General features: G+C 68.2%; 23 protein-coding genes and 1 pseudogene. 17 read left to right on the top strand and 7 right to left on the bottom strand.

All coding sequences use genetic code 11. From position 1 onward, the window contains the following. Nucleotides 1-30 precede the first annotated feature (30 nt). The 9 genes from MEBOL_RS22125 (at nt 31) to MEBOL_RS22085 (ending at nt 10421) form a co-directional block, all read left to right on the top strand. Complete coding sequence (locus MEBOL_RS22125) at nt 31-1239, top strand: hypothetical protein (RefSeq protein ID WP_170115565.1); 1209 nt, start codon at nt 31-33, stop codon at nt 1237-1239. A 16-nt stretch (nt 1240-1255) separates the two neighbouring features. Next, nucleotides 1256-2248, top strand: coding sequence for a hypothetical protein (locus MEBOL_RS22120; protein ID WP_095979313.1), 993 nt, complete (start codon nt 1256-1258; stop codon nt 2246-2248). A 22-nt stretch (nt 2249-2270) separates the two neighbouring features. Next, nucleotides 2271-2798, top strand: a complete 528-nt coding sequence (locus tag MEBOL_RS22115) for a hypothetical protein (protein WP_095979312.1) — start codon at nt 2271-2273, stop codon at nt 2796-2798. 133 nt (nt 2799-2931) lie between these two features. Further along, nucleotides 2932-3459, top strand: coding sequence for a M23 family metallopeptidase (locus tag MEBOL_RS22110; RefSeq protein ID WP_095979311.1), 528 nt, complete (start codon nt 2932-2934; stop codon nt 3457-3459). A 56-nt stretch (nt 3460-3515) separates the two neighbouring features. Further along, nucleotides 3516-6587: a tetratricopeptide repeat protein gene (locus MEBOL_RS22105; RefSeq protein WP_095982921.1), complete on the top strand. Its 3072-nt coding sequence runs from the start codon at nt 3516-3518 to the stop codon at nt 6585-6587. Next, on the top strand, nt 6584-7477 hold the full coding sequence (locus MEBOL_RS22100) for a sigma-70 family RNA polymerase sigma factor (RefSeq protein ID WP_095982920.1): 894 nt from the start codon (nt 6584-6586) through the stop codon (nt 7475-7477). Before MEBOL_RS22105 ends, MEBOL_RS22100 begins: the two co-directional genes overlap by 4 nt. 65 nt (nt 7478-7542) lie before the next feature. Next, nucleotides 7543-8427, top strand: a complete 885-nt coding sequence (locus tag MEBOL_RS22095; RefSeq protein WP_218920809.1) for an alpha/beta hydrolase family protein — start codon at nt 7543-7545, stop codon at nt 8425-8427. Nucleotides 8428-8505: 78 nt separating this feature from the next. Continuing rightward, nucleotides 8506-9483, top strand: coding sequence for a lipase family protein (locus tag MEBOL_RS22090; RefSeq protein WP_095979310.1), 978 nt, complete (start codon nt 8506-8508; stop codon nt 9481-9483). Continuing rightward, on the top strand, nt 9483-10421 hold the full coding sequence (locus MEBOL_RS22085) for a thrombospondin type 3 repeat-containing protein (protein WP_095979309.1): 939 nt from the start codon (nt 9483-9485) through the stop codon (nt 10419-10421). The genes MEBOL_RS22090 and MEBOL_RS22085 overlap by 1 nt, the downstream gene beginning before the upstream one ends. 2 nt (nt 10422-10423) lie before the next feature. On the opposite strand, the gene MEBOL_RS22080 is transcribed toward MEBOL_RS22085, so the two are convergent. Then, entirely contained in the window at nt 10424-11077 is a 654-nt protein-coding gene (locus MEBOL_RS22080) for a single stranded DNA-binding domain-containing protein (RefSeq protein WP_245918729.1), read from the bottom strand. Between the two features lie 401 nt (nt 11078-11478). On the opposite strand from MEBOL_RS22080, the gene MEBOL_RS22075 reads away from it, so the two are divergent. Next, nucleotides 11479-13656 (top strand): CARDB domain-containing protein, encoded by a 2178-nt coding sequence (locus MEBOL_RS22075; RefSeq protein ID WP_170115564.1) that lies wholly within the window; start codon nt 11479-11481, stop codon nt 13654-13656. 137 nt (nt 13657-13793) lie between these two features. After that, nucleotides 13794-14675 carry an NAD(P)-dependent oxidoreductase gene (locus MEBOL_RS22070; RefSeq protein WP_095979306.1) on the top strand — a complete coding sequence of 294 codons (882 nt, stop codon included), beginning with the start codon at nt 13794-13796 and terminating at the stop codon, nt 14673-14675. A 159-nt stretch (nt 14676-14834) separates the two neighbouring features. Here MEBOL_RS22070 and MEBOL_RS22065 read toward each other — a convergent pair whose 3' ends face one another. Further along, the gene (locus MEBOL_RS22065) at nt 14835-16070 is read right to left on the bottom strand and encodes a type I restriction endonuclease (RefSeq protein ID WP_095979305.1); all 1236 of its coding nucleotides are present in this window, start codon (nt 16068-16070) and stop codon (nt 14835-14837) included. Between the two features lie 300 nt (nt 16071-16370). Here MEBOL_RS22065 and MEBOL_RS22060 point away from each other — a divergent pair, with 300 nt between their 5' ends. Further along, complete coding sequence (locus MEBOL_RS22060) at nt 16371-16673, top strand: hypothetical protein (RefSeq protein WP_095979304.1); 303 nt, start codon at nt 16371-16373, stop codon at nt 16671-16673. Between the two features lie 51 nt (nt 16674-16724). After that, nucleotides 16725-16925 (top strand): hypothetical protein, encoded by a 201-nt coding sequence (locus tag MEBOL_RS22055; RefSeq protein WP_095979303.1) that lies wholly within the window; start codon nt 16725-16727, stop codon nt 16923-16925. A 123-nt stretch (nt 16926-17048) separates the two neighbouring features. Here the strand turns inward: MEBOL_RS22055 and MEBOL_RS22050 are convergent, their stop codons facing one another. The 4 genes and pseudogenes from MEBOL_RS22050 to MEBOL_RS22040 form a co-directional block, all read right to left on the bottom strand. Continuing rightward, nucleotides 17049-17537, bottom strand: a complete 489-nt coding sequence (locus MEBOL_RS22050) for a hypothetical protein (RefSeq protein WP_095979302.1) — start codon at nt 17535-17537, stop codon at nt 17049-17051. Next, nucleotides 17534-18526 (bottom strand): AAA family ATPase, encoded by a 993-nt coding sequence (locus tag MEBOL_RS22045; protein ID WP_245918727.1) that lies wholly within the window; start codon nt 18524-18526, stop codon nt 17534-17536. Before MEBOL_RS22045 ends, MEBOL_RS22050 begins: the two co-directional genes overlap by 4 nt. Before the next feature lie 45 nt (nt 18527-18571). Then, nucleotides 18572-18850, bottom strand: a pseudogene (locus MEBOL_RS44125) (AAA family ATPase); the annotation flags it as partial. An 80-nt stretch (nt 18851-18930) separates the two neighbouring features. Next, on the bottom strand, nt 18931-20589 hold the full coding sequence (locus tag MEBOL_RS22040; RefSeq protein ID WP_179956282.1) for an acetate--CoA ligase: 1659 nt from the start codon (nt 20587-20589) through the stop codon (nt 18931-18933). 176 nt (nt 20590-20765) lie between these two features. Between MEBOL_RS22040 and MEBOL_RS22035 the strand changes: the two genes are divergently transcribed. After that, nucleotides 20766-21275 (top strand): hypothetical protein, encoded by a 510-nt coding sequence (locus tag MEBOL_RS22035; protein WP_095979299.1) that lies wholly within the window; start codon nt 20766-20768, stop codon nt 21273-21275. 18 nt (nt 21276-21293) lie between these two features. On the opposite strand, the gene MEBOL_RS22030 is transcribed toward MEBOL_RS22035, so the two are convergent. Continuing rightward, nucleotides 21294-22301 carry a hypothetical protein gene (locus MEBOL_RS22030; protein WP_157775356.1) on the bottom strand — a complete coding sequence of 336 codons (1008 nt, stop codon included), beginning with the start codon at nt 22299-22301 and terminating at the stop codon, nt 21294-21296. A 771-nt stretch (nt 22302-23072) separates the two neighbouring features. On the opposite strand from MEBOL_RS22030, the gene MEBOL_RS22025 reads away from it, so the two are divergent. The 3 genes from MEBOL_RS22025 to MEBOL_RS22015 all read left to right on the top strand — a co-directional run bounded on the left by MEBOL_RS22025 (nt 23073) and on the right by MEBOL_RS22015 (nt 26237). Further along, a complete protein-coding gene (locus MEBOL_RS22025; RefSeq protein WP_095979297.1) occupies nt 23073-24185 on the top strand; it encodes an S-(hydroxymethyl)glutathione dehydrogenase/class III alcohol dehydrogenase in 1113 nt (370 codons plus the stop codon). Between the two features lie 2 nt (nt 24186-24187). Then, on the top strand, nt 24188-25039 hold the full coding sequence (gene fghA / locus MEBOL_RS22020; RefSeq protein WP_095979296.1) for an S-formylglutathione hydrolase: 852 nt from the start codon (nt 24188-24190) through the stop codon (nt 25037-25039). A gap of 178 nt (nt 25040-25217) precedes the next feature. Continuing rightward, nucleotides 25218-26237, top strand: coding sequence for a polysaccharide lyase family 20 protein (locus MEBOL_RS22015; protein WP_095979295.1), 1020 nt, complete (start codon nt 25218-25220; stop codon nt 26235-26237). Nucleotides 26238-26395: the final 158 nt, after the last annotated feature.

Here is a 26395-nt window from a genome sequence, read left to right as displayed (position 1 = left end):
TAGCGGGCGAAACCCCATCCCCGGCACGCCATGACTCCCGACGCCCCGCCCCGCTCCAGCGCTTCTCCTGAGCGCGCGCCCTCTCCGCGAGGTCCGCGGATCGCGCTCGCGCTCGGCGCCGTGGCCCTGCTCGCGGCCGTGGCCCTGCTCACCCGCGGCACCGGAGACACGGGCCCATCGGAGACCCCCCCAGCCCCCACGTCCGGAGCCGCCTCGGCGGCCCCGGCACCCGCCCCCCAGGCACCCGCCGGTCCGGCCGGACCCGAGCAGAAGGCGCCCCGCTTCTCCCAGACCACCTGCTGGCGGGACCTGGAGCGCTTCAACGAGTCGGTGACGCTCGAGACATTCCGGGACTGGGCGAAGCCCTTGCTGGCCTCGAGGGATCCCCACGTCCTCGCCTACCTCAAGGAGCGCCTCGCCGAGCTCATCGGCGGAGACGAGGGCCGGGCGCTCGAGGTGCTGGAGTGGGCGCGCGAGGCCACGCCCGCCGAGTTCAAGCTGTTCATGGCGGGGGTCCGGGGCGCTCCGGCCCTGCTCCAGCCCCGGGTCGTCGAGCGGGTGATGGACCTGGGACTCGACGAGAAGATGGACCTGGGGCGGCGCGCGGGGTTCCTCGACAGCCTGCAGAAGCTGCCCCGGCTCGAGCCCGCGCAGCTCGATCGCCTCACCCACTTCGCCAAGGACGCCGCCTCGGGCGAGGCGGGGTGGATCACCACGCGCGCCATCGGCCGGGTGATGAAGGAGGACATGGAGCGCACGGGCAACGTCAAGCCCTACCTCGACAAGCTCCTCACCATCGGCACCGAGTCCCAGGATGAGCCGGTGCGCTACCTGGCGCTCGAGATGGAGATGCACGCGGACGCGCCGCTCGACGCGCGCACCACCCAGCGGCTGGCCCAGATGCTCACCACGGAAGGCAGCGACGAGGTGCGGCAGGTGGTGGCGCACGACCTGTCCCTCGCGGAGGACAAGAAGCAGGTGCTGGACATCTACGCCAAGGCCTTCGCCACCGAGCGGAACCTGTGCGTGCGCTGGGCCCTCTTCCGCTTCTCCGCCCGGGCCGCCGGCAAGGACGCGCTGCCCGTCATGGCGAACATGGCCCTCATCGACCCCCGCTTCCAGGCCAACTACCAGGACATCGAGCGGCTCTACGCGAGCGGCATCGTCGACTACGACCGCATCTGGTTCGGCCTGCCCTCCCAGGATCCCCATGGCTGCCTCGACCACCATGACGACTGAGACCCGGAGCGCCGCCATGTCCCTCGCGCCTCGAAAGACGCCCCTGTCCGCCCTGGTGCTCGCCCTGGGCCTGCTCGCCCCCGCCTCCGCGCTGGCGGCCCCCCCCTCGGCCGAGGCCCCCGCCCTCCAGGGAGAGACGTGCTCGCTGGAGGGACTCCTCGGGCAGATCCGCCACGGGCTCGGCTCGAAGTCCGAGGCCTACAAGCGCTACCTGCGCACGCTGCTGAGCGAGTCCGCCGTCAACCTGCCCCTGGGCGAGCTCCAGGCCGCCTTCGAGCGCGAGTACGACCCGGTCATGGTCGAGCACCTCGCGGCGGCGCTCGTCGCGCGCACCGAGCGCGGCCTGGAGGACGAGGCGATGGAGAGCGTGGCCCGGCGCGCCCTGGGCGATCGCGACCCGGCCCTGCGCGCCGCCACCGTGCGGGCCATGCGTCAGACGGGCGCGCTGGAGCGCACGGGGGACATGTACGAGCGCCTGATGCGCGACCCCTCGCCCGAGGTGCGCCAGGAGGCCGCCACCAACCTCATCACCGACAACCGCGAGGTGTATGGCGGGCGGGATGGCAAGGCGGCGGACACCGCGGTGGCGGCGGCGGCGGCCTCGTCCGACCCCGAGGTGACGGCCCGGATCCTGGGCAATCTCATGACGGGCGAGGTGAGCGCGGACTCGGCCCGCACGCTCGAGAACCTGTTGGGCAGCGACTCCGCGCAGGTGCGCGCCGCGGCGAGCACCGCGCTGGGCGGCGTGCCCGCGGCCCAGATGGCCAGCGCCCGCGAGACGCTCGGGGCCCAGTACCGCGCCGAGACGGATCCCCAGGCGCGCAAGGCCATGCTCGCGAGCATCGCCCGGCTGGGCTTCTCCAGCGCGGTGCCCGAGCTCAAGCGCCTGCGCGAGGTGGATCCCCGCCTCGCGCCGGAGATCGACGCGTGGACGCGCGTGCTGGAGATGAACCTCCAGGAGTGGAGCCTGATCCAGAGCGCCAAACAGCGGCTGTCCCAGACCCGTTGAGCCGTCCGAGAGGAACCCCCCGATGCACAACCCGATGAAGACGACCCTGGCGACCCTGATGTCCCTGGCCCTGCTGCCCGCGGCCGCGACCGCGAACCCCGTGGTCGCGCCCCACGCGGGCACCGTCACCGCCACCACCTACTATTCGAGCGGCTCCTTCCACGGCGCGGTGGACATCTCCAGTGGCAAGACCTGCGGCGTCGACCCCGTCAAGGTGGCGGTCAAGGGCATGCTCGCCTGGAACGTGACCATCCGCACCACGGCCAAGGTCTGCTACGGCAACGGCAGCGGCAACCAGAACGAGGTGAAGCACACCTTCGCCAACGGCTACACGTTCCGCCAGTGGCATTTCCTCTACGACGCCACGCTTTCCCAGGACAAGACGTGCGATCGCTGCGCGATTGGCCGGGAAGGCGGCACGGGCAACGTCACCGGCCCCCATACCCATCTGCAGTACGACAAGAGCGGCACCAACAGCACCTCCTGGTACGCGGGCACCGTCAAGGGCGAGTACCTGGAGACGGGTGACGCCATCGGCAACGTCGGCTAGCGCCCGCGCGCTCCCTTTTCAGTGAACCCTCGGGAGTGGGCCTGCTCCCGAGCGCGAAGCAGCGGCTGTCCCAGGCCCGATGAGCAGCACCCTTCCCCCGGGGGCCGATGAATCGGCCCGAGAGGAGCCTCCGATGCGCAACATGATGAAGACGACCCTGGCGACCCTGATGTCCCTGGCCCTGCTGCCCACGGCCGCGACCGCGTACACCGTGGGCGCGCCCTTTCCGGGCACCGTGACGGCCACCACCTACTACTCGAGCGGCTCCTTCCACGGCGCGGTGGACCTCGCCAGCGGCAGCGGCTGTGGCTACTGGGGCGTCGAGACGGCGGTGCAGGCCTCGCTCTCCTGGAACGTGACCATCCGCACCACGTCCCGGGTCTGCTACGGCAACGGCAGCGGCAACCAGAACGAGGTGAAGCACACCTTCGCCAACGGCTACACGTTCCGCCAGTGGCACTTCCTCTACGTGGCCGCCACGTCCAAGGACAAGACGTGCAACCGCTGCCAGGTCGGCGATGAGGGAGGCACGGGCAACGTCACCGGCCCCCACACCCACATCCAGTACGACAAGAGCGGCACCAACAGCACGTCCTGGTACTCCGGCACCGTCAAGGGCGAGTACCTGGACCGCGACGAGAAGATCGGCACCGTTGGCTAGCCGCTCCGGGGGGGCCGATTCCCAGGGGGCCCCAGAAGTTGTATTCCTTGGAACACGTGCTTCCCCCCGAGACGTGCCCGGACGAGACGACACTGAGTGACTTCCTCGCGGGGATGCTCCCGGAGGAAGGGCGGGCCCGGGTGCTCACGCACCTGGAGGGTTGTGAGGAGTGCCAGGGCCAGGTCGCGCTCGGGGCCAGCTCCACCCCGGGCGTGCCGGCACGGGAGGAGGACACTCCCCTGGCGCCGGGAGCCCGGCTCGCGCGCTACGTGGTGCTCAGACGCATCGGGCGGGGCGCCATGGGCGAGGTGTACGCGGCCTATGATCCCGAGCTGGCGCGGCAGGTGGCCCTCAAGCTCCTGCGTCCGGAAGGCCGCCACGTGGAGGCCCTGGGCCAGCGGCTGCTGCGCGAGGCCCAGGCGATGGCCCGGCTGTCCCACCCGAACGTCGTCGCGGTGCACGACACGGGCGTGTGCGAGCAGGGCGTCTTCCTCGCCATGGAGCTGGTGGAGGGCAGCACGCTCACGGAGTGGCTGAAACCGCCGCGCCCCTGGCCCGAGGTGCTGCGCGTCTTCGTCGACGCGGGACGGGGGCTGGCGGCGGCGCACGCGGCGGGCCTCGTCCACCGCGACTTCAAGCCGGCCAACGTCCTCGTGGGCCGGGATGGTCGCGTGCGGGTGACGGACTTCGGACTGGCCCGCGCCGCCGAGCAGGAAGACGACACGCCCGGGGAGCCCCCCCCGCTGCCCGCCGGGGACGCCACCGTCACCCCCCTGACCCGGACGGGCGCGCTCCTGGGCACGCCGGCCTACATGGCCCCCGAGCAGTTCGCCGGACAGGGCGCGGACGCGCTCTCCGACCAGTTCAGCTTCTGCGTGGCGCTCCACGAGGCGCTCCATGGCCCGAGGCCCTTCGAGGGACGGACGATCGAGGAGCTCGCCCAGGCCATGCGCGAGGAGCGCATCCGGCCTCCCGGAGGAGAGTCGAAGGTGCCCGCCCGGGTGCGCCGGGCGGTGCGGCGGGGCCTGCGGGCGTCTCCCGAGGCGAGGCACCCCTCCATGGAGGCGCTGCTCGCGGAGCTCTCCCCCGCCCCCCGGCGCGTGCGCGCCTGGGTGGTGGCCTCCGCCGTCGCCGCCAGCCTGATGGGCGTGGCCCTGGGTTACGTGGCCGCCCACCGGCGCGCGGCGCGCTGCGAGCAGGAGACGGAGAAGCTCGCCGCCGCCTGGAGTCCCGAGCGGCGCGGGCGCGTGCGAGCGGCCTTTCTCGCCACCGGCAAGCCCTTCGCCAGCGCCGCCTGGGAAGCCGCCGCGCGCGCGCTGGATGACCACGCCACACGCTGGCGCACGCTGCGCACCGAGGCCTGCATGGCGGCGGATCGGGACGACCCGCGCACCGCGTGGCTGAAGACGGCCTGCCTGGACACCCGGCTGTGGCACTTCGCCGCCGTCACCGGCGTGCTGGAGAAGGCGGACGCCCAGACGGTGCAGAACGTCCCCCAGGTGGTCGCCTCGCTCGAGGGGCTCGACGGATGCACGGAGGCCCCCGTGCTCGCCATCCGGCCCCAACCCCCCGACGCCCTGCGCCCCCGGGTGGACGCCGCCCGCCGCCAGCTCGCCGAGGCCCACGCCCGCCTGTACGCCGGCAACCACGCCGCCGCCCTCGAGGTCACCACCGCGCTCCTCCCGGAGCTGCGGGGGCTCGACTACCGGCCCCTGGAGGCCGAGGTGCTCACCCTGCACGGACAACTGCACGGCCTGACCGGCAAGCCCAAGGAGGCCGAGGAGATCCTCTACCGCGCCGTGTGGGCCGCCGAGGCCGGCCGCGACGACGAGACGGCCGCGCACGCGTGGATCCTCCTGCTGTGGGTGGTGGGGGAGCAGATGGCGCGCATGGACGAGGTCAACCGGCTCGTGCACCACGCCCGGGCCGCCGTGGACCGGCTGGGACGCGAGCGCTTTCCCGCCCTCGCCACGGAGCTGCACCTGCGCATGGGCGGACAACTGCTCGTGCAGGGCAAGCTGGACGAGGCGGACGCGGAGTTCTCCCAGGGACTGGCGCTGTCGCGGCAAGCCTATGGTCCCGAGAGCCTGCGCACCTCGTACTTCCTCTCCGGACTGGGGCGGGTGCGCTCGCGGCAGATCCGCGGCCCGGAGGCCCTGTCGCTCTACCGCCAGGCCCAGGAGCTGCGCGAGCGGCTGTGGGGCCCGCATCACCCCTCGCTCGCGCTCAACCTCAACAACCTCGCCAGCGAGCTGCTGCAACAGGGCCGGCCCGACGAGGCACTCGCCACCTTCCGCCGCGCGCTGTCCCTGCTGGAGGCGGCCCGCTCCCCGGATCATCCGAGCCTCGGCGCGCCCCTCAACAACCTGGCCGTCCTGTCGCGGCGCGAGGGCCGGCTGGAGGAGTCCCGGCGCTCCTTCGAGCGCGCCCTCGCCATCTTCGAGCGCAGCAAGGGCCCGGATCACCCCAACACCGTCACCGCGCTCGGAGGGCTGAGCATGGTCGCCTACGACGCGCAGAACCTCGACGAGGCGCTCGCCCTCGCCCAGCAGGCCCTCGAGCGCATCCAGCGGGGCATGGGACCGGACACCCCGCGCGCGGAGCTGCCGCTGCGCACCCTCGCCCATATCCACCTGCGCGCGGGCCGTCCCGCCCAGGCCCGTGCGCACATCCAGCACGCCCTGCGGCTGCTGGAGAAGGAGAACGGTCCGGACAGCGCGGTGTCCGCGGGCGCGACGCGCGAGCTGGGCATCGTGGAGCTCCGTTCGGGGACACCCCGGGCGGCGCTCGGCGGCTGCCAGCGGGCCCTGGAACTCGACGAGCGGGCGCAGGGCGCCGAGAGCCCGGACGTGGCATTGGATCTCGCCTGTCTCGGCGAGGCGCACCTGACACTCGCGCACCCCGCGCGGGCGCGGCCCCTGCTCGAGCGCGCCCTGAATATCCACGAGCGGGCCCCTGGGGACAGGCTGGACGCCGCATGGGTCCGCTTCCTCCTGGCCCGCGCGCTCGGAGACGGCCCGCGCACGGCCACCCTGCTGGACGAGGCCCAGGGCCAGATGGAAGCGCTGGGGACGCGTGCCCGCGTGGAGCACCACGCCGTGGTGGAATGGAGGACGCGCCACCCATGACGGACGAGACGCCCTCCCCCCTGTCGCGGATGTTGCTGGCACATGCCCCCGAGGACCGGCGGGACTGGCTTCGGGCGTGGCCCGGATTGGAGGCACTGCTCGCGAGCCACCTCGCCGCGGCGGCGAGCGCATGGCCCGCGGTGAAGCTCCCCCCCGAGCGCTTCCTGCGCCACCTGGCCCGGCACCTGCCCGCCCCGGAGGCACCCGCGGACGCGCTGGCGAAGCTCCACGCGGCGGACCTCTATCTGGCGTGTGCCTGCGCCGAGGGCGAGCCCCAGGCCCTGCTCTCCTTCGAGCAACACGTGCTGCGCAAGGTGCCCGCGCGCCTGGGTCCGCTGCCGGGAAGCACCGTGGACGAGGTGCTCCAGGTGCTGCGCCAGCGGCTGCTGCTGGGTGTGGGGGAGGCACCGCCGCGAATCGCCGACTACGCGGGCCGCGGGCCCCTGCGCGCCTGGGTGCGCATCGTCGCCGCGCGCATCGTCACCGCGCTGAGCCAGCAGGGGGGCCACCCGGAACGCCTCTCCGAGTCCCCCGAGTCCCTTGCCCAGCTCCTGGCACCGGATGATCCAGAGCGCGAGTTGGTGCGCGCCCACTCGCGCGAAGTCCTCTCCGAGGCCCTGCGGGCCGCGCTCGCGGCCCTCCCCGAGCGCGAGCGCGCCCTGCTGCGCCTGCACCACCTGCATGGCCTCACCATGGACCGGCTCGCGACGATGTATGGCGAGTCGCGCTCGAACATCGCGCGCCACGTGGCCCACGCGCGCGAGCGGCTGCTGCGGCTCACCCGTCACGAACTCGAGGCCAGGTTGAAGCTCCACGGCCGCGAATTGGAGAGTCTTCTCGGCCTCGTGCGCAGCCGGCTGGACCTCAGCCTCGGCGGATTGATGGACTGAGCGGCGGACTGGAACGCGGCCGGGATATAAGCAGGGCCGTGCTTGATTCTCGGATTCAGTCAGAAGTGACCGTCGGCTGCCGTGCACTGGACGTCGCGGATGAGGTCCAAGGCGCGCGCATCCCCGTGTGGGTGCTCTACCCGACGCGAGCACCTGAACACCTCGAGCACTTCGGGCCGTACCCGCTCGCCGTCGCCCCCGACGCTCCGGTGGAAGGTGAGCGACTCCCGCTCGTCGTCATCAGTCACGGCACGGGCGGGTCTCCCTGGACCTATCGCGGGATGGCGGCGCATCTGGCTCGCGCCGGCTTCGTCGTGGCGCTCCTGGAGCATCCGGGCAACAGCCGCTCCGACAACCGCCTGGCGGGGACGGCCGCGAATCTCGAGAACCGGCCTCGCCACGTGCGCCTCGTGCTCGACGCGGTTGCCGCGAACGAGCATCTGGGCAAGTGGCTGTCGCCCGAGGGAGTTGGCGTGATTGGCCATTCCCTGGGCGGCTATACCGCGCTGGCGGTGGCCGGTGGACGCCCGTCCTCCTTTCCGAACGAGGAGCCCCATGGACAAGCACGCGCCCTCCCAGTCGTTCGCGACCCTCGGGTCCGCGCGCTGGTTCTGCTCGCGCCCGCGTCGCCCTGGTTCATGGCCGAGGGTGCGCTCGCCGACGTCGATCTTCCCATCCTGATGCGCACGGCGGAGCGCGATGAGCACACGCCCGCCTTCCACGCGGAGCTCATCTCGCGAGGCGTTCCCCATCCCCAACGCATCGACCATCGGGTGGTCCCGAACGCGGGCCATTTCTCCTTTCAAAGCCCGTTTCCCCCATCGATGACGAAGCCTGGGTTTCCGCCGTCCCAGGATCCAGAGGGCTTCGACCGTCTCGCGTTCCAGCCGGTCCTCCACGCGGAAATCCTGACATTTCTCCGGGACTCGCTGTTCCGGTCTGTCAGGTGATAGCCGTTGCCGCCGCGGGGCGCTTTGCCCTCCGCGTGTGTCGGGTGTTGGATCCCCCGAGGCTCAGGGGGGAATTCCATGTCGCGCCGCCAGATGGTCATTCCAGGAACGGGAGGCGTGCTCTATCAGGCCGCGAACGGAGCGCGGGCCGCGACCATCTTCGAACTCCTCACCCAGGCCAATGCCGGGCAGACGCTGCGCTGCGAATACGGACCGGATCCGGAAGCGCTCGAGCCGCTCCACAACGCGCTCGCCACCGGCGGGTACATGACGCTCGCCTACGAGCCCTTCGACCACGCGCTCCCCAAGTGGGAGTTCTTCGATTACGACTGGCGGTTGGACATCCGTTACAGCGGCAAGCGCCTCGCCGATCACCTCAAGGCCATGGCGCCACTCGGTGATCGCTGGCGGCTGGTGGCGCACTCGCAGGGAGGGCTGGTGGTCCTGGCGGCGGCCCGGATCCTCGGCGCCGAGGAACTGGCCCGGCTCGTCCAGGGCGTGAGTTTCGTGGGCGTGCCCTTCTTCGGCACGGTGAGCGCGCTGCTCGCCCTGCTGGAGGGAACCTTCTTCAAGAACTCCATCCCCAAGGAGGTGGCGCGCACCTGGCCCTCCCTCTACCAGATGCTGCCGCGATGGAGCGTCACCCGGGGCAACCCCAACCGCCCCGACCTGCTCCTCGACGCCACGTGGATGAACGCCGGGCTCCTGCCCGCGCCCGGCGCGCCCGTGGACCTCTCGCGGCACATCGACCGGAGCATGCTCGAGCGGGCGCGGGCGCTGTACCGGGCCACCACGACTGGCTATTTCGAACCCCTGAGCAAGCTCGACTTCATCCGCATCCTCCAGGGCAACAACCTGAAGACTCCCTTCCGGCTCCCCCACTTCCCGAGCACGGAGGAAATCATCTCGGTGGACGGCGACACCCTCGTCCCGGACCAGTTCACACGCGACAGGCTGCCCTCGTGGGTGCAGGACGAGGCCACCATCCGCCGCCTGCCCGCAGCGGAGCACTCGCGGCTGTGCAGTGACTCCAACGTCTTCGGACTCTGCCTCTGATGCGCTCCGCTCCGCTCACCCTGACCGCCGTCCTCCTGCTCGCGCTGACTCCGGCCTCCGCCCAGACCCCACCGGCCTCCGGGCCCGAGCCCATCGCCGACAGCGACGGGGATGGCGTGGCGGACGTGCCACCAGGCCAGACGGAGGCGCCCCCCTGCCATCCCGGACGGATGCAGGCGTGCGCCGACAACTGCCCGCTCGATGCGAATCCCGGCCAGGAAGACAGTGACGGAGATGGCGCGGGGGATGCCTGTGATCTCTGCCCACGGGTGCCCGTGAAGGAGGGCGAGCACGCCGACACGGACAACGATGGGGTCGGCGACGAGTGCGACACGTGCCGCCTTCCCAATCCCCGGAACGAGAGCGGCGAGCAGGCCGCGTGTCCCGAGGCGAAGTCCTACTCGGAGTGGCGCGATCCCAATCCCCTCGGCCGGCGGTTGCAGTTCTTCATCCGCCCGCTCGCCCTGGGCTACCGCTACCGGGGGAGCTGGGCCGGCTCGACGGGACTCGGGCTGCACCTGGGGGGCTCGCTGGGCGAGTGGCGCTTCGATGAGAAAGGCACGGCCTTGAAGGTCCCCTCCTGGTACTGGTCCGCCGGTGTGTATGGCGATTCGGTGAACCTCTTCGCTGCCGAGCACCTGGGCCCCTACACGGCGCTCGACTTCCGGCCGATGAACTGGGCGCCCTACGCGCGCTCGTGGGCCAAGGAGTTCAAGTTCGGCGTGGGGGCGCAGCTCATGTGGTCCAAACGCGTGGAGGATGCCGAGAACCGCCCGCTCCACCTCGGCGTGGGGCCCCGGGTGGGCTTCCTCGACCTCCTCTCGGTGATGCCCTTCGCCCAGTTCGACCTCGCCAACGACGCCGCCTTCTCCTGGGGCGGCATGCTGGTGCTCGACTTCAAGATCCTCCAGGACCTGGGCGTGCCACTGGCGAAGTGAAGCTACCGCACCACGAGGTCCGAGGGCTGCCGGGGCACCACCTCATAGGTGTTCTCGTACTGCGCCGACAAGCCCGTCGCATGGAGGTCCTGGCCCACGGTCAGGGCGCTCAGCGTGGCCGGATCGAAGCCAGCCGACGCATGGATGTACACCTGCACCTCGCCCGAGCCGTCATCGACATACAGCTCATAGCCGTAGGGCAGTTCCGCATGAATGGCCTGGGTGATCTTTCCGGAGACACGCACCAGCAAGCCCTCGGTGGACTCTCCGACGCCGCCGGTGCGCACGTCCTTGGCGCCCACCAGCTGAGTGCCCTCCAACGTCTCGACGGAGTCGGGCTCGCTCTCGAGGATGCGCAGATTGCTCTCCTGGTTCAGCGTGCCCGTCACACGGACATGGGCGCCCAACCCGAAATCGAGCTTCCGCGCCAGCTTCACGTAGATGCCCCCGGTGTTGTCCTGGAGGGCGAACCCCTCATTGCCCATACCCGAGGCGAGAGCGCCTGGCTGCACCGTGACATACCCTTCCACGGTCACCTGGGTGCCGTTGTCGCGGTTGCGTGCCTCGGTGATGGGAGTGGCCTTGGGCTGCTCGGGGCCAGGGTCATGACAGGCCGCGAGGACCGAGAGCGTCAATAGAAGGAAGCGCGATCCCATGCGCAGACACGAAGAGAAAGCCGAGAAAGAAGAGGTCATGATGCGCCGAATAACGAGCACTCGCCGCATCGTCAAGAACGAGAGGGCGCGGGATGTGTCCTTCCGGCGGCCGTGCATCATTCACGGATGACTTGAATTTCCCATGCATCTCCTCGTCAGGCAGGTCGCTCAGAAGCCGGGCCGGCGGACCACTCGAGGAGACATGCATGAACGCACGCAAGAGGCCTATCCGATGTGCCACGGGAATCGCGACGTTGCTGACGATCGCGGCGTGTGGCGAATCCCCAAGTGGGGACAACCTCCACCCCGGCGGCGGTTCCAATCTCTCAGCAAGAGAGAACACGCGCGAGCAGACCTTACAGCAAGCCGGGTATCCGTCCCCCGACTTCGCGGTGACCTCGGTGAAGGGTCCCGCGAGCGTCCGTGAAGGCGAATGGTTCGCCACCACCGTGGAGGTCTGTAACCAAGGCACCGAGCCGGGCGCGACCACCGTGGACCTCTTCCTGTCGACGGACCCGGTCATCACCTCGGACGTCCCCCTCACGCCGGCGTCGGACCTCCGGCTGGAGCAAATCCACCTGGCGAGGCTTGCTCCCGGTCAATGTCAGACGGAGACGGTGAACGTACGTGCTTCCGTGGACATTCAAGGGACGTACTTCCTGGGTGCCATCGTGGAGCCTGGTTTCTTCGAGACCAACACGCTCGACAACGTGCGGGCAGGAAAAGCCATCGGGATTGGGAACCGGCCGGACTTCGTGGTGGCGTCGGTGACGGGCCCCACGAGCGTCATGCCCGGCCAGGCATTCCCCGCGACCGTGACGGTGTGCAATCCCGGGACAGCGCCGGGCACGCCCAACGTGGAGTTGTACCTGTCGGCGGATACGGTCGTCACACCAGCCGCGCCGCTCACGCCCGCCTCGGACCTTCTGCTGGGAACACGCTCGATGAACGTGCTCGCGCCAGGCCAATGCCAGACGGAGACGCTGAATGTGTCAGCCTCCGTCCACCGAGAAGGCGCGTATTACCTGAGCGCCATCGTGGACCCCGCGCAAAACGTGTCCGAGCTCATCGAGGACAACAACACGCTGGCGGCCACCCGCATCGGCGTGGGCGCCGCTCCGGACTTCGTGGTGGCGTCGGTGACGGGCCCCACGAGCGCGCTCCCCGGGCAGCCACTCACCTCCAGCGTCCAGGTGTGCAACCAGGGAACACAGCCGGGAGTCGCCCCGGTGGAGCTGTACCTGACCCAGGATGACATCATCACGCCTCACATTCCCCCCAATCCCCACACGGATGTGCGTCTGGGAGAGCAGCTCTCGGGCCAGCTCGAACCCGGCACGTGCCGGACACTGTCCTTCACGGGCAACCCGGGTGGCGTCGCCGAGGGTGCATACGCGCTGGGCGCCATCATCGATTCGTATCGCTTCACCACGGAACTCATCCCGGACAACAACACGAAGCTGAGCCCCCGATTCGGAATCGGCACGGGCCCCGACCTCATCGTGGCGTCCGTCAGCGGTCCCACGAGCTTCAAGCCAGGCGATTCGGTCGCCGCCACCGTGCAGCTCTGCAACCAGGGCACCGCCCCATCGGGCGCGACGCAGGTGGAGCTGTTCCTCACCTCCAGCACGGCCGCCCGCGTCCCCATGGGCACGGCGAGCGTGAACGCGCTGGCCCCGAACGAGTGCCGAACCACCTCCCTCACGGGCACGCCGGCCCCCATCGCCGAAGGGACATACACGCTCGGCGCCCGCGTGGACCCGGCCATGGCCGTGGCCGAGCTCGTCGAGGACAACAACGTCGGCACGGGCAGCCGCATCGGCGTGGGCTGGCGGTCGGACTTCGTCATCAAGTCGGTGACGGGTCCCGCCAGCATCCAGCCGGGTCAACCGCTGACCGCCCATATCGAGGTTTGCAACCAGGGTACGCTGACGGATCAAACGCTTGTCGACTTGTACGTGTCCCCGGACGCCATCATCACACCTCACGTGCCGTCCCAGGCCTCACCCGACGTGTTGGTGAATCGTACCCCCACGGACATGATCGCGCCGGGCGACTGCCAGACGGTCACCATCGAGGGCTCCACCTACGGCGTCATGGAAGGAGCGAACTACCTCGGCGCCGCGGTGGACGTGCCCAACAACACCCCCGAGTTCTTCGAGGACAACAATGTCCATACCGGCAGTAGGCTGGGCGTGGGGAACCGGCCGGACTTCGTGGTGGCGTCGGTGACGGGCCCCTCGCGCATCCGGAGGGGAGAGCCCATCACCGCCACGCTCGAAGTGTGCAACCAGGGCACGCAGCCTGGAAGCACCCCGGTGGAACTCTTCCTGTCCCAGGACACGGTCATCACCCCTCCTACGGCCCCGGGCGTGCCTTCCGACTATCCCGTGGGTCTGACCTTCACCAACAACCTGGCCCCCGGCCAATGCGAGACGAGCTCCGTCCAAGTGTACACCAGGTCGGCGGGCTTGGGTGATTACTACCTGGGAGCCATCGCGGACGCCGGGAACGCAGTCCCCGAGCTCATCGAGGACAACAACAGCCGGACGGGCACGCGTATCTCGTTCGAGTACTAAACCTCACCGCGCTCGACGTGAGTCCGTCAAGGACCGGCTCCAGACTGGAGCCGGTCCGTAGCACAGGAGGTTTCCGCCTGCTCCTCGCGTGGGGGCAGGCGGCGAGTGGAGAGACCCGCAATAAAAGGAGATGGGATATGGCCCCGAAGAATCCCACGAAAATAGCGGTGATCGGCAGTGGCCTCATGGGAAGCGCACTGGCACGAGCCTTCGCGGCGGCTGGTCACGAAGTCGCGGTTTGGAATAGGACTCCAAGCAAAGCAAAAGCAGTAGGCGGTCGTACTATCGCGTTCGAGGATCTGATCGAGGCCGTATCGGGACGAGAGCTCGTAGTCATCTCCTTGTCCAACTACGCCGCCTGCTTCGAACTGCTCTCCTCCGAGGGCGTCGCGCCGGCGCTCGCCGGAACGACTCTCGTTCAGCTCACCAGCGGCTCACCCGCGGATGCTCGCGCGGGGCTGGAGTGGGCGAAGGAACGCGGCGTGGACTACCTGGACGCCGCGATACTCGCCTATCCGAGCTTCGTAGCCACCGATTACGCGACGGTTTTCTACGCCGGGTCGCGCTCGGTCTTCGACCGGCACCTCGAAACCCTCCAGGCGATAGCCAAGAACTCGATCTACGTCGACGAGAAGATCGGTTCCGCCGCGACGCTCGACTGCGCGATTCTCGAGGCCTACTACGGGAGCTCCCTGGCATTCCTCCACGCCGCGGCGATGTGTAAGGCGGAAGGTCTTGACCCGAAAACCTTTTTCTCCCACAAGGACGCCTTCCTCGGTTTGATTTCCGTCACCGCCGACGCGGCGCGGGGCATGGTCGAGAGCAACGACTTTTCTGGTGACCAGTGCAGTCTGAACACCCACGTCGCGGCAATCGAGCACATCGTCCGACTGAGCGAAGACGCCCGCATCAGCACGCGCTTTCCGAAAGAGTTGCTCGACAACTACAAGCGCGCCATCGGCGCGGGCTTGGGTCACAAGGAGTTGCCAGCCGTGTTCCGCACCCTCACCCAGGATTGACCCTGCCCCCCATTCGGAGTGTGGGGGGCTTGCGCCATGCGCGGTCCATGAACCGGGACGTCCGCGGCTCCGTCGCATGAAGCGCGGAAGTGGGCTTGCCCCGATCACGTGGCCTCGGGGTCCACCACCCGAGGCTGGCGCGCGATGAAATGAGCCGGATTAGTTCACCACGATCTCTTTTGGAGACTCGTTACCCTCGATGATGGGCGAACTCTGGCGCTTCGCTTCATCTTCGTAGGCAACCAGGACAAGCGCTCGTAGCTTCTCGATGTCACTCGTCGTGTTGAAGTACACACGGCTCTTGCCAAGGCTCTCGGGAGTGGCTTCCACCTCGAAACCTTTCGCCAGCATCGAGGCCTGCTCGATGGGAACGCGCGTCACGAGGGACTTCCTCTTCCCATTGGTGAAGGCACGCAGGAACCAGGACGTGACCTTACCCAGGTTGATACCGAAGTAGCTGGCGGAGTCCTTGTAGCTCACGGCCTGCTTGACTGAAGATTCAGAGCAGATCCGCTGAACAACCCTGAAGATTTCGAGTTCCGCTTCCGTCGTTTCGGCCTGAGCCGAGGAGGGGACTGGTTCAACCGCGACAGCGGCGGCTTGAAGCGATTCGGCGGGAGAAGCAGCAGGAGGCGGCACGGATGAAGGCGCGGCAGCCGTTGCGTTCGGCTGGGCAATCTCCTGCTGGATGGACTTCGTCATCATGTCGAGCAGCGTCGTCTGGATGGACTTCTTGACGATGGGAATAAAGCGCTCCACCACTCCCTTCGTCACGCGTCCCGAGACGAGTTCGACCTCGGCAAGCAGGAACCGAACGAAACTCTCCGACGGGTTGCGCAGTAGCTCGTTGATGAGGTTGGTGACCTTTCCAACGAAAATGATTTCTTGCGCGAATCCCTGAATGGAATCCGAGTTGAACGCCTCCTTGGTGAAGGGACGAATCGAGTCAACATCCCGGTCGGTGAACGAGAGCAGGTTGAACTCCATGAACGGAGCGGAGTCCATCATGTTCTGCGACTGGAGGTCCGTGAAGAAGCGGTAGCGCAGACCATTGGTGACGATTCCGATACGCACCGACGGCGTGGCGTTGAAGTAGCGCGCCAACTGGCCATCATGATCCTCAGGAGCTACATCCGCGGCTTTGCACTCGATGAAGATGGCGGGCTGCCCCTTCAAATGGAGCGCGTAATCAACTTTCTCCATCACTCCGCCCCGCTTCTTGGCGAAGTCCGCTACGTATTCCGGCTGGGTCTCGGTGGGATCGTAGATGTCGTAACCGAGAACTTGGAGAAACGGCAAGATGAGGGCTTGTTTCGTGGCTTCCTCGCCCTTGATGAATGCCTGCCGCTTCTTCACCTGCTCCGCTAAAAGCTTCAAATCCTCACTGAGTCCCATTCGATCCCCCCTCTCACGTACAGGCCGAGGAACCACACGTGGCAGCAGCTTCTTGGAAGCTTACTGCAATGCTCGGTGGCGCCCAAGCCGGGTTGCGCAGAAGGATGGCCCCCGGATAACGGAGGGCTCGCGAGCGGTTCTGCGCCGTCATGGCACCCGGTCCTTGGGGGTGGAACGAATTTGCACCCCCCCCCCCGCTCAGACTCAATTCCGAGCCAGCCCCTATTCAACACCCTCTTCGGCAGGTCCGTCACGCTCCGGCGTTTGACATCCGCGCATTCATGGTCACGTTGAGGCCTCATGCGCGGCTTCCCACATCCCATCGCCCGAGGGTTGAGGCTGGTACTGGCGTGCCTCACCGTCCTCGGGGCCAGCATACCGGCGCATGCGCATCCGGCCACCGAGACCGCGGTGGCCGCGTGGGTCCAGCGCCGCGAGCCGACGCAGCGCCCGGCGCTGGAATCGGCCATCCACCTCGGGCGCGCGGTCCCGGTGTCCCCGTGGGTCCCCGCTCCCGCGGCGTTCACGGCGTCCATCCGGGAGGCGCACACCGCGGCGCCGCCGCAACGCCTCTTCCTGGTTCATCGCGCGCTCCTCCACTGAGCCTTTCCGGGGTCCGGTACCTGGAAAGTCTTTCAGCTGGAGGAGTCCACCATGACCTTGATTCCCAAGGCCTTGCGCACCTTCGCGCGCGCCTGCTCGCGCTTCACCTTTCGTATCATCCGACTGCTGTTCATCCTCGGCCTGGTCGTCCTGCCCGCCCCCCTGACGGCGTGGGTGGTCCTCATCTTGGAACCGCTCCGCCGCAACGTGTCGACCGAAGTCCTCCGTCAGGAGCACCAGCCGCCCAAGTGAGCCACGTTGATGCTCACGCCCATGGCCTAAGCCTGCCCCATTTTAGTGGCGCTCCCGCACTTCGTGTGAGTCATCAGAAGCGGGCAGGCAAGCCCCCCTCGGCTCAAGTCCACCCAGTCCACGTCAAAGCGTTGGTGCTCTGTCGTAGCGCTGGAGTTGCTTGTCCAGCGACCAGACGTAAACCCTCCGTCCGGAATTGAGCGCGCACTGCCGCTCCCATTCCTTCTGAATGGTGAGATCTCCCAGTCCACTGCCCTTGCCGCTGGAGTCCGACCGCATGACCCAATCGGCAAACTCGGCCAGCCACTCCGCGAGTGCCTCGACCTCGAAGAAGGGAGTTGGCCGGAACGGTACTTCGCCCCTGAGAGCCTGACCCACGAAGTGCACGAAGCGATGAGAGACCTTCCGTCTGACGTTGCCGTTCATCGAGCACTGGCCGATATGATTCCCTGTTTCCAGGATCGACGTCATGGGAAGCAACAAGGTGTAGTCGCCTGATTCGACCATCTCCTCCAGTTCCGTCCGGAAATGCTCGGCATCCGAGCACATGCCAGGCACCGCGAGGATTTCACAAAGCACGCTGGTGTCGATCAACACCACATTCGCGCTCATGTGTCCTCTCCTGACTGCCGGAGAAAGTCGAAAAGGTTCTGAGTCCGCTGGAGGTCTTCCTCAAGATTGGGAGGATTCTTGAGGAAGCGGTCGAGGATGCCCTTGGTGACGAGCCTTCCGATAGGGCCTTGCGCCACCAACTCCGGGTAACGCTCCAGGTCCAGCAGCCGTATCAGCCGGCTGTCCCCCTCCTCCGGATCCCGATAGCACGCGACGACATTCGGAATGGACTCCAAGGGGATGGCGTCCAGCAGTGCGGGGTTGTGGGTGGTCAGAACCACGCGCAGCGCACGCAACTTCGCCACGTTCTGGATGTGATTGAGCAGGCTTTCAGCGCGACTCGGGTGGACACCATTGTCGATCTCCTCGATGACCACCATCGAGCCCTCGGGCACGGACAGGAGCGCCGCCGCGATCGCGAGGACGCGAAGCGTACCGTCGGACAGGAGCGCGGCGTCCGTCGCGCGCTCCTGCCCGCCAAAAGACTCCATCAGCCTCACCATCACTTCTCGACGAGGCCCCTCCAGGAATTCAATGTCCAGGATGTCCTGCTCCGGCAGCGAGCGGACGAACTCCAGGACCTGTTCCTTGCTCTCGGGGGTCTGACAGAGCTCATGGAGCACCGCCGAGACATTGGCGCCATCTCCCCGCAGGACCCGCTCCACGATGAAGCTGTAGTCACGCATCCGCCCGGGCACAGGGTCCAGGAAGAGGACCGCCTCCAGGGTGCGGCGCAGTCGCTCGGCCGCGGCCGGAATCTCCTTTTGCGAACGGGCGTGCGCGCTCCCAAACCGCGCGGGCGTCGTCAACTGGGTGAAGACCGCCTGCTGGTCAATACAAAGCACCCGTGGCTTTTTACCGCCACGCGCGAAGTTATTGTAGGAGACCTGTATTTCATTGCCGTATTCGTTCGCCGGAACCTCGAGCTGGTATAGCGGAGACCCGGTCTCGGCGCTCAGAGTCCAGAGCTTTTCGTCCACGATCCGCATTCCCAGCTCGTTCACCTCCAATTTCATCTCGAGTTGGAGGTCCGCTCCTGAATCATCCGTGATGACGCAGTCATAGCCAAACCGCCCTGTCCCTCCATGAGTGAGATCGAGCGGCGTGCCTCGCACGGAGAGTTCCCGATCCTTGAGCACCGTCACCAACTCGCCCAACCTGCGCCCACGCGCGATCCAAGCCAGCAATTGGATCGCCTCGATGAGGTTGCTCTTCCCAGAGGCATTGGCGCCGATGAGAACCGTCAACTCGGCGAGTGGGAGGGTCGCGGACCTGTAGCTCTTGAAGTTTTCGAGGGTAATGCGCTGGAGCATGACAGTCTGTCCGTGAAGGTTCCGCCTGAATGTACGGCATGAGGAGCACAGCCGCCACGCCGCGGACCCAGGGGACGCGGTCAGTCCTTCGCGGCGGGTCCCTGTAGCGCCAGGGCCCGCAGGTCCGTGCGGCGGATCTTCCCACTCACCGTCTTGGGCAGATCCGTCACGAACTCGATGTCGCGCGGGTACTTGTAGGGCGCCGTGATGCGCTTGACGTGCTCCTGCAACTCACGCGCAAGCTCACTCGAGCCCGTGAAGCCCGGCGCCAGCACCACGTAGGCCTTGATGCGCTGGCCCAGGCGCTCGTCCGGCACGCCCACCACGGCCGACTCGGCCACGGCCTCGTGCTCGATGAGCGCCGATTCCACCTCGAAGGGCCCCACCCGGTAGCCGGACGTCTTGATGACGTCGTCGCGTCGGCCCACGAAATAGAAGTAGCCGTCCGCGTCCTTCACCGCCCGGTCGCCCGTCACGTACCAGTCACCCCGGAAGGCCGTCTCGTTCGCCGCGTCGTCCTGGAGGTAGCCGTCGAAGAGCCCCACGGGCCGCTCCGGTTTGACGCGCACCGCGATGTCCCCCTCCTGGCCCGAGGCCACTTCCCGTCCCTCGTCGTCGATGATGGACACGTCGAAGCCCGGCGAGGGCTTGCCCATGGAGCCCACGCGCGGCTCCAGCGAGGGGAACATGCCCACCACCACCACCGACTCCGTCTGTCCGTAGCCCTCGCGGATGTGCAGCCCCGTGGCCTTCTTCCAGGCGTCGATGACCTCGGGGTTGAGCGGTTCGCCCGCGCTCGCCACGTGCCGGAGTGACGACAGGTCATACCGGGACAGGTCCTGGAGCACGAGCGCCCGCCACGCCGTGGGCGGCGCGCAGAACGTCGTCACCCGCTGCCGCTCGAGCATCCGCAGGAAGGCCGCCGCGACGAAGCGGCCCCGGAAGTCGTACACCACGTTGCACGCGCCCTGGCTCCACGGGCCGAACAGCTTGCCCCAGGCGCACTTGGCCCAGCCCGTATCCGACAGCGTCAGGTGCCGGTCCTCCGGCGTCAGGTCCAGCCAATAGCGGCCCGTCACCTGGTGACCCAGGCCGTAGCTCGCCTGGGTGTGCTGGACCATCTTCGGCATGCCCGTGGTGCCCGACGTGAAGTAGAGCAACATCGGGTCCTCCGCCCGCGTGCGCGCGAAGGTGTCCTCCGCGGCCTCCGGTTGCTCGGCGGACGTGTATTCCACCCAGGGAGAGCCCGGGGGGACCGGGCCCACGCTCACCCAGCACTTCGCGGCGTCCGTCCCCACCAACCCCTCGAACCGGTCCAGACAGCTCGCCTCCGTGAGGACGGCCTGGGCACCCGCGGCCTCCAGCCGGTAGCGCACGTCCTTGGGGGTGAGCATGGGCGTGCCCGGCATGAAGACAATGCCCGCGCGGATGCACCCCAACACGAGGAACCACCACTCCGGAACGCGCGGCATCATCACGAAGACGCGGTCGCCCTTGCCCAACCCCTGTCCCGTGAGGAATCGCGCCGCGTGCAACGAGCGCTCCCGCACCTGCCTCCAGGTGAAGACGCGCTCCCGCCCTCCCTCGTCGCTCCAGTGCAGCGCCAACGCGTCGGGGCGCTCGCGGGCCCAGCGGTCGGTGACGTCCGTGGCGAAATTGAAGAACTCGGGGCGCTCCCACTGGAAGTCGCGCCGGGTGGCCTCGTAATCGGGCATGTCGCGGGTAGGGGTCGAGGACATGACCCCGAGCCTGACACGGGCCGGGCCGCCAGGGGAGAGGCAACGCCCTCCAGGCGCAGTCCATTCACGATTGGCGCCCTGATGGAAGCGGTTGACGGCTCCAGACAAGCCGCCAGGCCCCCAACCGAGGCAAGTAGCGGCATCCACGACGCCGCCAGGTGTCCAGGGAGGGAACCATGAACGCGATTGCACTGTCCCACGCCGCCCAGCGCCGTCCGTTTAGTGTTTACGCCCGGGTGCTCGCCACCCAGATTCTCTACGTCGCCCCGCTGCTGTGGCTCCTCGAGCTGCTGCAGAACCAGGCCTGGAAGGCCGCGAATGGGACGTATGGCTGGGTGTATCCGGACTCGCCCTACGGGTGGTTCTCCTTCGGGAGCATGGTGCTGTGGGTGGGCTCGGTGTTCCTCATGTGGACGCTGCACTACTACTGGTTCCACCCCAAGCAGTTCCGGCTGTGGACGCGCATTGGCATCGCCTCGGCCATCTGCTGGGCCGGCGAGTGGGTGGGGGGCTTCATGGCGGTGGAGCTCACCGGCAAGCACCTGCACGTGTGGCCGGGCGCGGCGCTCGTGTACGTGAGCTTCCCCGCCCTCTTCTTCTGGGTGAGCAACGTCATCATCTACCACCTGCTCACCGTGTACGGCGCCGACCTGACGCCCGCCTACGACACGCCCGCGGACCTCTGAGCCGAACCCCCGAGCCCGTCAGGACGGAGGAGGCCCGTCCTCCTGGCGGAGGTAGACATCCAGGTAGGTGAGGTTCCACACCGCGTCGATCACCGCGCGGTACGGCGCTCCCGCTTCGACTTCCGCCTCGGTGACCGAGGTGTTGAGCACGGTGGAGCCACAGCGCTTGCCTCCCGCCACGCTCCCATCCAGGCTGAGCGTCAGACGGTACCAGCCCGCGGCGGAGACGTGCGGCGGCAACACCGCTCGCCCGGGTTCCCAGTCATACCGCAGCAGTGCCTTCCCCCGGGCATCCACCCCGGCGGACAGACCCTTGCCCTCCGCCCCCTGTTCCCAGAGGGACTGATTGACGAGCGTGGCGGCGGTGCCCGTCCACTCGCCCGCGACCGCGTTCCACCGGAAGGCCTCGTCCCGGGGGCGAGTGCCCTCCGCGGACGCGGCGAGCTTCTGCACGGTGAGCCGCGCGCAGGGGGTGATGACCGTGGCCTCCCCACTCTCGATGAGCAAGGGCCGGGAAGGCTCCTCGTTCGTGGCCCGCACGCCCCACTCGCCCACCACCTCCGGCAGGTGCAGCATCTCGTAGGCCGGCAAGGGCTCGTCGAGCACGGTGTACAGCGTGGTTTCCACGCGCACGCGCGACGCGGTGGACCACGTGGTGTTCTCGAGCGTGTCGCTCCAATCCACCTCGGACACGCTCACGGGCTGGCCCGGCGTCCCGAGCGAGACGCCCGCCCGCCAATGGCCCGGGTTCGTCTGGGGGTAGACGCGCCAGGCGTCCACCCCAGGTGGTGGCGAACAGCTGCTCGGCGGGCAGAGCACGGGCTCCTGACCCTCCAGCCACCCGTACCACCAGGGGCCCTCCAGCGAGCTGGACCCCGGACCCATCCGCGTGGGCAATCCCCTGCCTTCCGGCAACACCACGGGAAAGGACAGACTGGACGCACCCGCCCGCGCGCCCATCGGACACAAAACCAACCCCACGAGCGCACACGACCTCGTGGCCCGGATCACGACTCCCCGCTTCATGTGAGCGTCCCCCCCGCTCGACACCCACCCCAGCTGCTGGGGCCCTCATGGCATCGAAGTGCGCGGTGACTTGGGGATGACGCCTCGCGACAACAAGCGGCCTTGGAGTCCCGGGCCCCGCGCGCGCGAGGAGACTGTCGTTCAACGCACCGAACGGAGACAACGCGGGGTGTGACCTCGGGGCATCAATCCATCTGCCCCGGACGACTCCCAGCATCCGGCCCTGTACCGCCTCCGTCCCCGGGCGCGTGACTCCGGCTACCGCCTCACGGAGCGTACGCGCCTGGCCCTCGACTTCGGGGGATGGCACCGGGTGTGCCCACCGGTGCGTGTCACGGGGACTCGCCGTCGCGACGGGAGTCCTCGGACTGGGGGACGAGGCTTCTGACTCGCGGACCGCCAGGCCCACGAGCAACGTTCCCCGGATACTCGCGGCGGAACGGGGGACATGCACGGCGTGCCTCGCGGGGGGAGCGGGGCGGACGGCGGCTGGGCCGTGCGCATGAGGGAGGTTCTCCTCGAGATCGATACAGCCCGAGGCCGACACCGCGAGCAACAGCGACGCCACCAGGGCCCGTGTCCCTCCGGGCCCCCCGCGTCCACGTGCTCTGTCGACCTCGCCACTCATGTAGGGTGCATGTGTTACCTCGCCCCCGCCCAAGCGCAATTCTTCGGACGGTGAAGAAGATCTCCGAAGGCCGCGCGAGCCCCCTCCATTACGCTCCGCGGCGTTTCGTCTTTCCCCGCCCCCCTCAACGGAGCCGCATCCCCATGGACATCAAGGCCGCCATCGCGTTCGAACCCGGCAAACCCCTGCGCATCGAGACGGTGCGACTCGAGGGCCCCAAGGCGGGTGAGGTCCTCGTCGAGCTCAAGGCCACGGGCCTGTGCCACACCGACGCGTACACCCTGTCCGGCAAGGATCCCGAGGGGCTGTTTCCCAGCATCCTCGGACACGAGGGCGCGGGCATCGTGGTGGACACGGGTCCGGGCGTCACCTCGGTGAAGAAGGGCGACCACGTCATCCCGCTCTACACGCCCGAGTGCCGCCAGTGTAAGTCGTGCCTGTCGCGCAAGACGAACCTGTGCACGGCCATCCGCGCCACCCAGGGCAAGGGCCTGATGCCGGATGGCTCGAGCCGCTTCCACCTGGGGAAGGATCCCATCCATCATTATATGGGCACGTCCACCTTCGCCCAGTACACGGTGCTGCCGGAGATCGCCGTGGCGAAGATCCGCGAGGACGCCCCCTTCGACAAGGTCTGCTACATCGGTTGTGGCGTCACCACGGGCGTGGGCGCCGTCATCTACACCGCCAAGGTGGAGGCGGGCGCCAAGGTGGTCGTCTTCGGTCTGGGCGGTATCGGCCTGAACGTTGTCCAGGCGTGCCGCCTGGTGGGCGCGGATCAGATCGTCGGCGTGGACCTGAATCCCCGGCGGCGCGAGATGGCGGAGAAGTTCGGGCTCACGCACTTCGTCAACCCGGCCGACATGCCCGCCAATGAGCTGGTGCCCTACCTCGTCAACCTCACCGGTGGCGGCGCGGACTACAGCTTCGAGTGCATCGGCAACGTGAACACCATGCGCCAGGCGCTCGAGTGCTGCCACCGCGGCTGGGGCGAGAGCATCATCATCGGCGTGGCCGCCTCTGGCCAGGAGATCAGCACCCGGCCCTTCCAGCTCGTCACCGGCCGCGTGTGGAAGGGCAGCGCGTTCGGCGGCGCGCGCGGCCGCACGGACGTGCCCCGCATCGTCGACTGGTACATGGAGAAGAAGATCAACGTGGATGACCTCATCACCCACACCCTGCCGCTCGAGCGCATCAACGAGGGCTTCGACCTGATGCACAAGGGCGAGTCCATCCGCACGGTGGTGAAGTACTAGCCATGGAGACGACCCTTCAAACGGTCTCCGAGCACGCCTGCTTCGGCGGCACCGTCGGCTTCTACAAGCACACCTCCCAGGCGTGCGGCGGGGAGATGCGCTTCTCCGTCTACGTGCCGCCCCAGGCCCGGGCGGGCACCCAGGTGCCCGTCCTCTACTACCTCTCCGGCCTGAGCTGCTCCGAGGAGACCTTCCAGATCAAGGCGGGGGCCCAGCGGCTCGCGGCGGAGCTGGGGCTGATGCTCGTCGTCCCCGACACGAGCCCGCGTCACACCGGCATCCCCCAGGAGGACGCCGACTGGGAGGTGGGCACCGCCGCCGGCTTCTATGTGGACGCGACCCAGGCTCCCTGGGCCCCGCGCTTCCGCATGTACAGCTACGTCACCCAGGAGCTCCCCGAGCTGGTGGGCAAGCACTTCCCCGCCCGGATGGATCGCGAAGGCATCTTCGGCCACTCCATGGGAGGACATGGCGCGCTCATCTGCGCCCTGCGCCAGCCGGACCGCTACCGCTCCGTCTCCGCCTTCGCCCCCATCAGCGCTCCCGTGCGCTGTCCCTGGGGACAGAAGGCCTTCGGCAAGTACCTGGGTCCGGACCCCGAGGCCTGGCGCGCGTGGGATGCCACGGAATTGCTGCGCGGCGGGGCGCGAATCCCCCCGCTCCTGGTGGATCAGGGCACGCGCGACAAGTTCCTCACGGAGCAATTAAAGCCAGAATTACTGCGCCAGGCCTGCGAGCAGGCGGGTCAGCCCCTGACACTCCGCACCCAGGACGGCTATGACCACGGCTATTACTTCGTTTCGACCTTCATGGCGGACCACCTGCGGCACCATGCCGCGGCGCTAACCGCCTGATCCTCCACGGTTTCGTGCTTCCTCGCCCCGAGGGCCACCCAGCGGGCCCTCGGGCGCCGGGCGGGAACACGAGCCAGGAAGCGGGATCTTGTCACTCGGAGGGGTGACAGGGAGGCATCGCGGGAAGTTGAAAAAGACGCCACTTGTCCTTGTGGGCTCAACGACGAAAGGACAGAGATTGAAGCGACTGTTGAACATTGCCCCCCTCGCGCTGCTACTGCCCACCCTGGCCTCGGCCGCCGTCGTGTGGAAGGGCGACCTCGAGACGGGCAACCTCTCGCAGTGGGACAAAGAGCAGAGCGTGAACTCGAACCGCCTGCTGGTCGTCAATTCGCCCGTTCGCGAGGGCAAATACGCGCTCAAGGTCACCGTGCGAAAGGGAGACAATCCCATCAACGCCAGTGGCAACCGCAATGAATTGGTTTACCTGAGCCACGAGACCCCCGGCTCCGAGTATTACTACAAGTGGAGCACGCTCTTCCCCCAGAGCTTCCCCAAGTCGAACAAGTGGGCGCTCTTCACCCAGTGGCACCAGGAGGGCAACAGCGGCTCTCCCCCGCTCGAGATGTACGTGGCGGGAGATCAGATGAAGCTGCGCGTGGGCGGCAGCAGCGGGAAGATCCTCTGGACCAAGCCCCTGCAGCGCGAGCACTGGAATGACTTCGTGCTGCACGTGAAGTGGTCGCCCAAGAAGGACACCGGCTTCATCGAGCTGTTCCATGACGGCAAGGTCGTCGTGCCCAAGACGTACATGGCCACGCAGTTCTCCAACCAGAGCAACTACCTCAAGCTGGGCCTGTACCGTGATGCGTCCATCGCCCCGGAGGGCATCGTCTACCACGATGGTTTCACCCAGAGCACCCACCGCGAGGACGTGATCTCCAACGAGGTGGCCGCCGCGGAGCCCGAGTCGGCTCCCGTCCCCGAGCAGGCCGACCCCTCCGAGGGCCCGCCCGACTCCGACGGGGCCGCGGGTGACTCGGGCGCCATCGCCCAGCTGCCCACGGGCACCTCGCCCGGCACCGCGGGCCTTGTCCCCGGCAACGCCTCCCCCGAGGAGGCCATGGCGGCCGCGGGCTGCGGCGCTTCCGCGACGGGTGGCATGCCCGTGCTCGTGGCCGGAGTGCTGACGGCGCTCGCGCTGGCCAGCCGCCGCAAGACGGCGACCGCCCGCGCCACCCGCTCCCCCCCGCGCTAAATCCGGCCCTGTCCGGCCTGTCCGCCCTCGAGTCCCCTGGACTCGGGGGCGGTGCCATGGACACGAGTGCGAAGGCATTGATGCGAAGGGAACACCGGATGAAGCTTTCCGGCACCGTCGCATCCCGCGACGGCCTCCCTTCGCGGAGTGCCGAGCGA

It is taken from the genome of Melittangium boletus DSM 14713, from assembly GCF_002305855.1.
GTDB classification, from domain to species: domain Bacteria; phylum Myxococcota; class Myxococcia; order Myxococcales; family Myxococcaceae; genus Cystobacter; species Cystobacter boletus.
The sequence above is the reverse complement of the archived record's forward strand: the minus strand, read 5'-3'. Positions and strand labels throughout refer to the sequence as shown.

Excerpts from the sequence above, each read along its gene's own strand:
- MEBOL_RS22125 (WP_170115565.1), top strand. The coding sequence starts at position 31 with ATGACTCCCGACGCCCCGCCCCGCTCCAGCGCTTCTCCTGAGCGCGCG.
- MEBOL_RS22120 (WP_095979313.1), top strand. The coding sequence starts at position 1,256 with ATGTCCCTCGCGCCTCGAAAGACGCCCCTGTCCGCCCTGGTGCTCGCC.
- MEBOL_RS22115 (WP_095979312.1), top strand. The coding sequence starts at position 2,271 with ATGCACAACCCGATGAAGACGACCCTGGCGACCCTGATGTCCCTGGCC.
- MEBOL_RS22110 (WP_095979311.1), top strand. The coding sequence starts at position 2,932 with ATGCGCAACATGATGAAGACGACCCTGGCGACCCTGATGTCCCTGGCC.
- MEBOL_RS22100 (WP_095982920.1), top strand. The coding sequence starts at position 6,584 with ATGACGGACGAGACGCCCTCCCCCCTGTCGCGGATGTTGCTGGCACAT.
- MEBOL_RS22090 (WP_095979310.1), top strand. The coding sequence starts at position 8,506 with ATGTCGCGCCGCCAGATGGTCATTCCAGGAACGGGAGGCGTGCTCTAT.
- MEBOL_RS22085 (WP_095979309.1), top strand. The coding sequence starts at position 9,483 with ATGCGCTCCGCTCCGCTCACCCTGACCGCCGTCCTCCTGCTCGCGCTG.
- MEBOL_RS22080 (WP_245918729.1), bottom strand. The coding sequence starts at position 11,077 with ATGGGATCGCGCTTCCTTCTATTGACGCTCTCGGTCCTCGCGGCCTGT.
- MEBOL_RS22070 (WP_095979306.1), top strand. The coding sequence starts at position 13,794 with ATGGCCCCGAAGAATCCCACGAAAATAGCGGTGATCGGCAGTGGCCTC.
- MEBOL_RS22065 (WP_095979305.1), bottom strand. The coding sequence starts at position 16,070 with ATGGGACTCAGTGAGGATTTGAAGCTTTTAGCGGAGCAGGTGAAGAAG.
- MEBOL_RS22060 (WP_095979304.1), top strand. The coding sequence starts at position 16,371 with ATGCGCGGCTTCCCACATCCCATCGCCCGAGGGTTGAGGCTGGTACTG.
- MEBOL_RS22055 (WP_095979303.1), top strand. The coding sequence starts at position 16,725 with ATGACCTTGATTCCCAAGGCCTTGCGCACCTTCGCGCGCGCCTGCTCG.
- MEBOL_RS22050 (WP_095979302.1), bottom strand. The coding sequence starts at position 17,537 with ATGAGCGCGAATGTGGTGTTGATCGACACCAGCGTGCTTTGTGAAATC.
- MEBOL_RS22045 (WP_245918727.1), bottom strand. The coding sequence starts at position 18,526 with ATGCGGATCGTGGACGAAAAGCTCTGGACTCTGAGCGCCGAGACCGGG.
- MEBOL_RS22040 (WP_179956282.1), bottom strand. The coding sequence starts at position 20,589 with ATGTCCTCGACCCCTACCCGCGACATGCCCGATTACGAGGCCACCCGG.
- MEBOL_RS22035 (WP_095979299.1), top strand. The coding sequence starts at position 20,766 with ATGAACGCGATTGCACTGTCCCACGCCGCCCAGCGCCGTCCGTTTAGT.
- MEBOL_RS22030 (WP_157775356.1), bottom strand. The coding sequence starts at position 22,301 with ATGAAGCGGGGAGTCGTGATCCGGGCCACGAGGTCGTGTGCGCTCGTG.
- MEBOL_RS22025 (WP_095979297.1), top strand. The coding sequence starts at position 23,073 with ATGGACATCAAGGCCGCCATCGCGTTCGAACCCGGCAAACCCCTGCGC.
- fghA (WP_095979296.1), top strand. The coding sequence starts at position 24,188 with ATGGAGACGACCCTTCAAACGGTCTCCGAGCACGCCTGCTTCGGCGGC.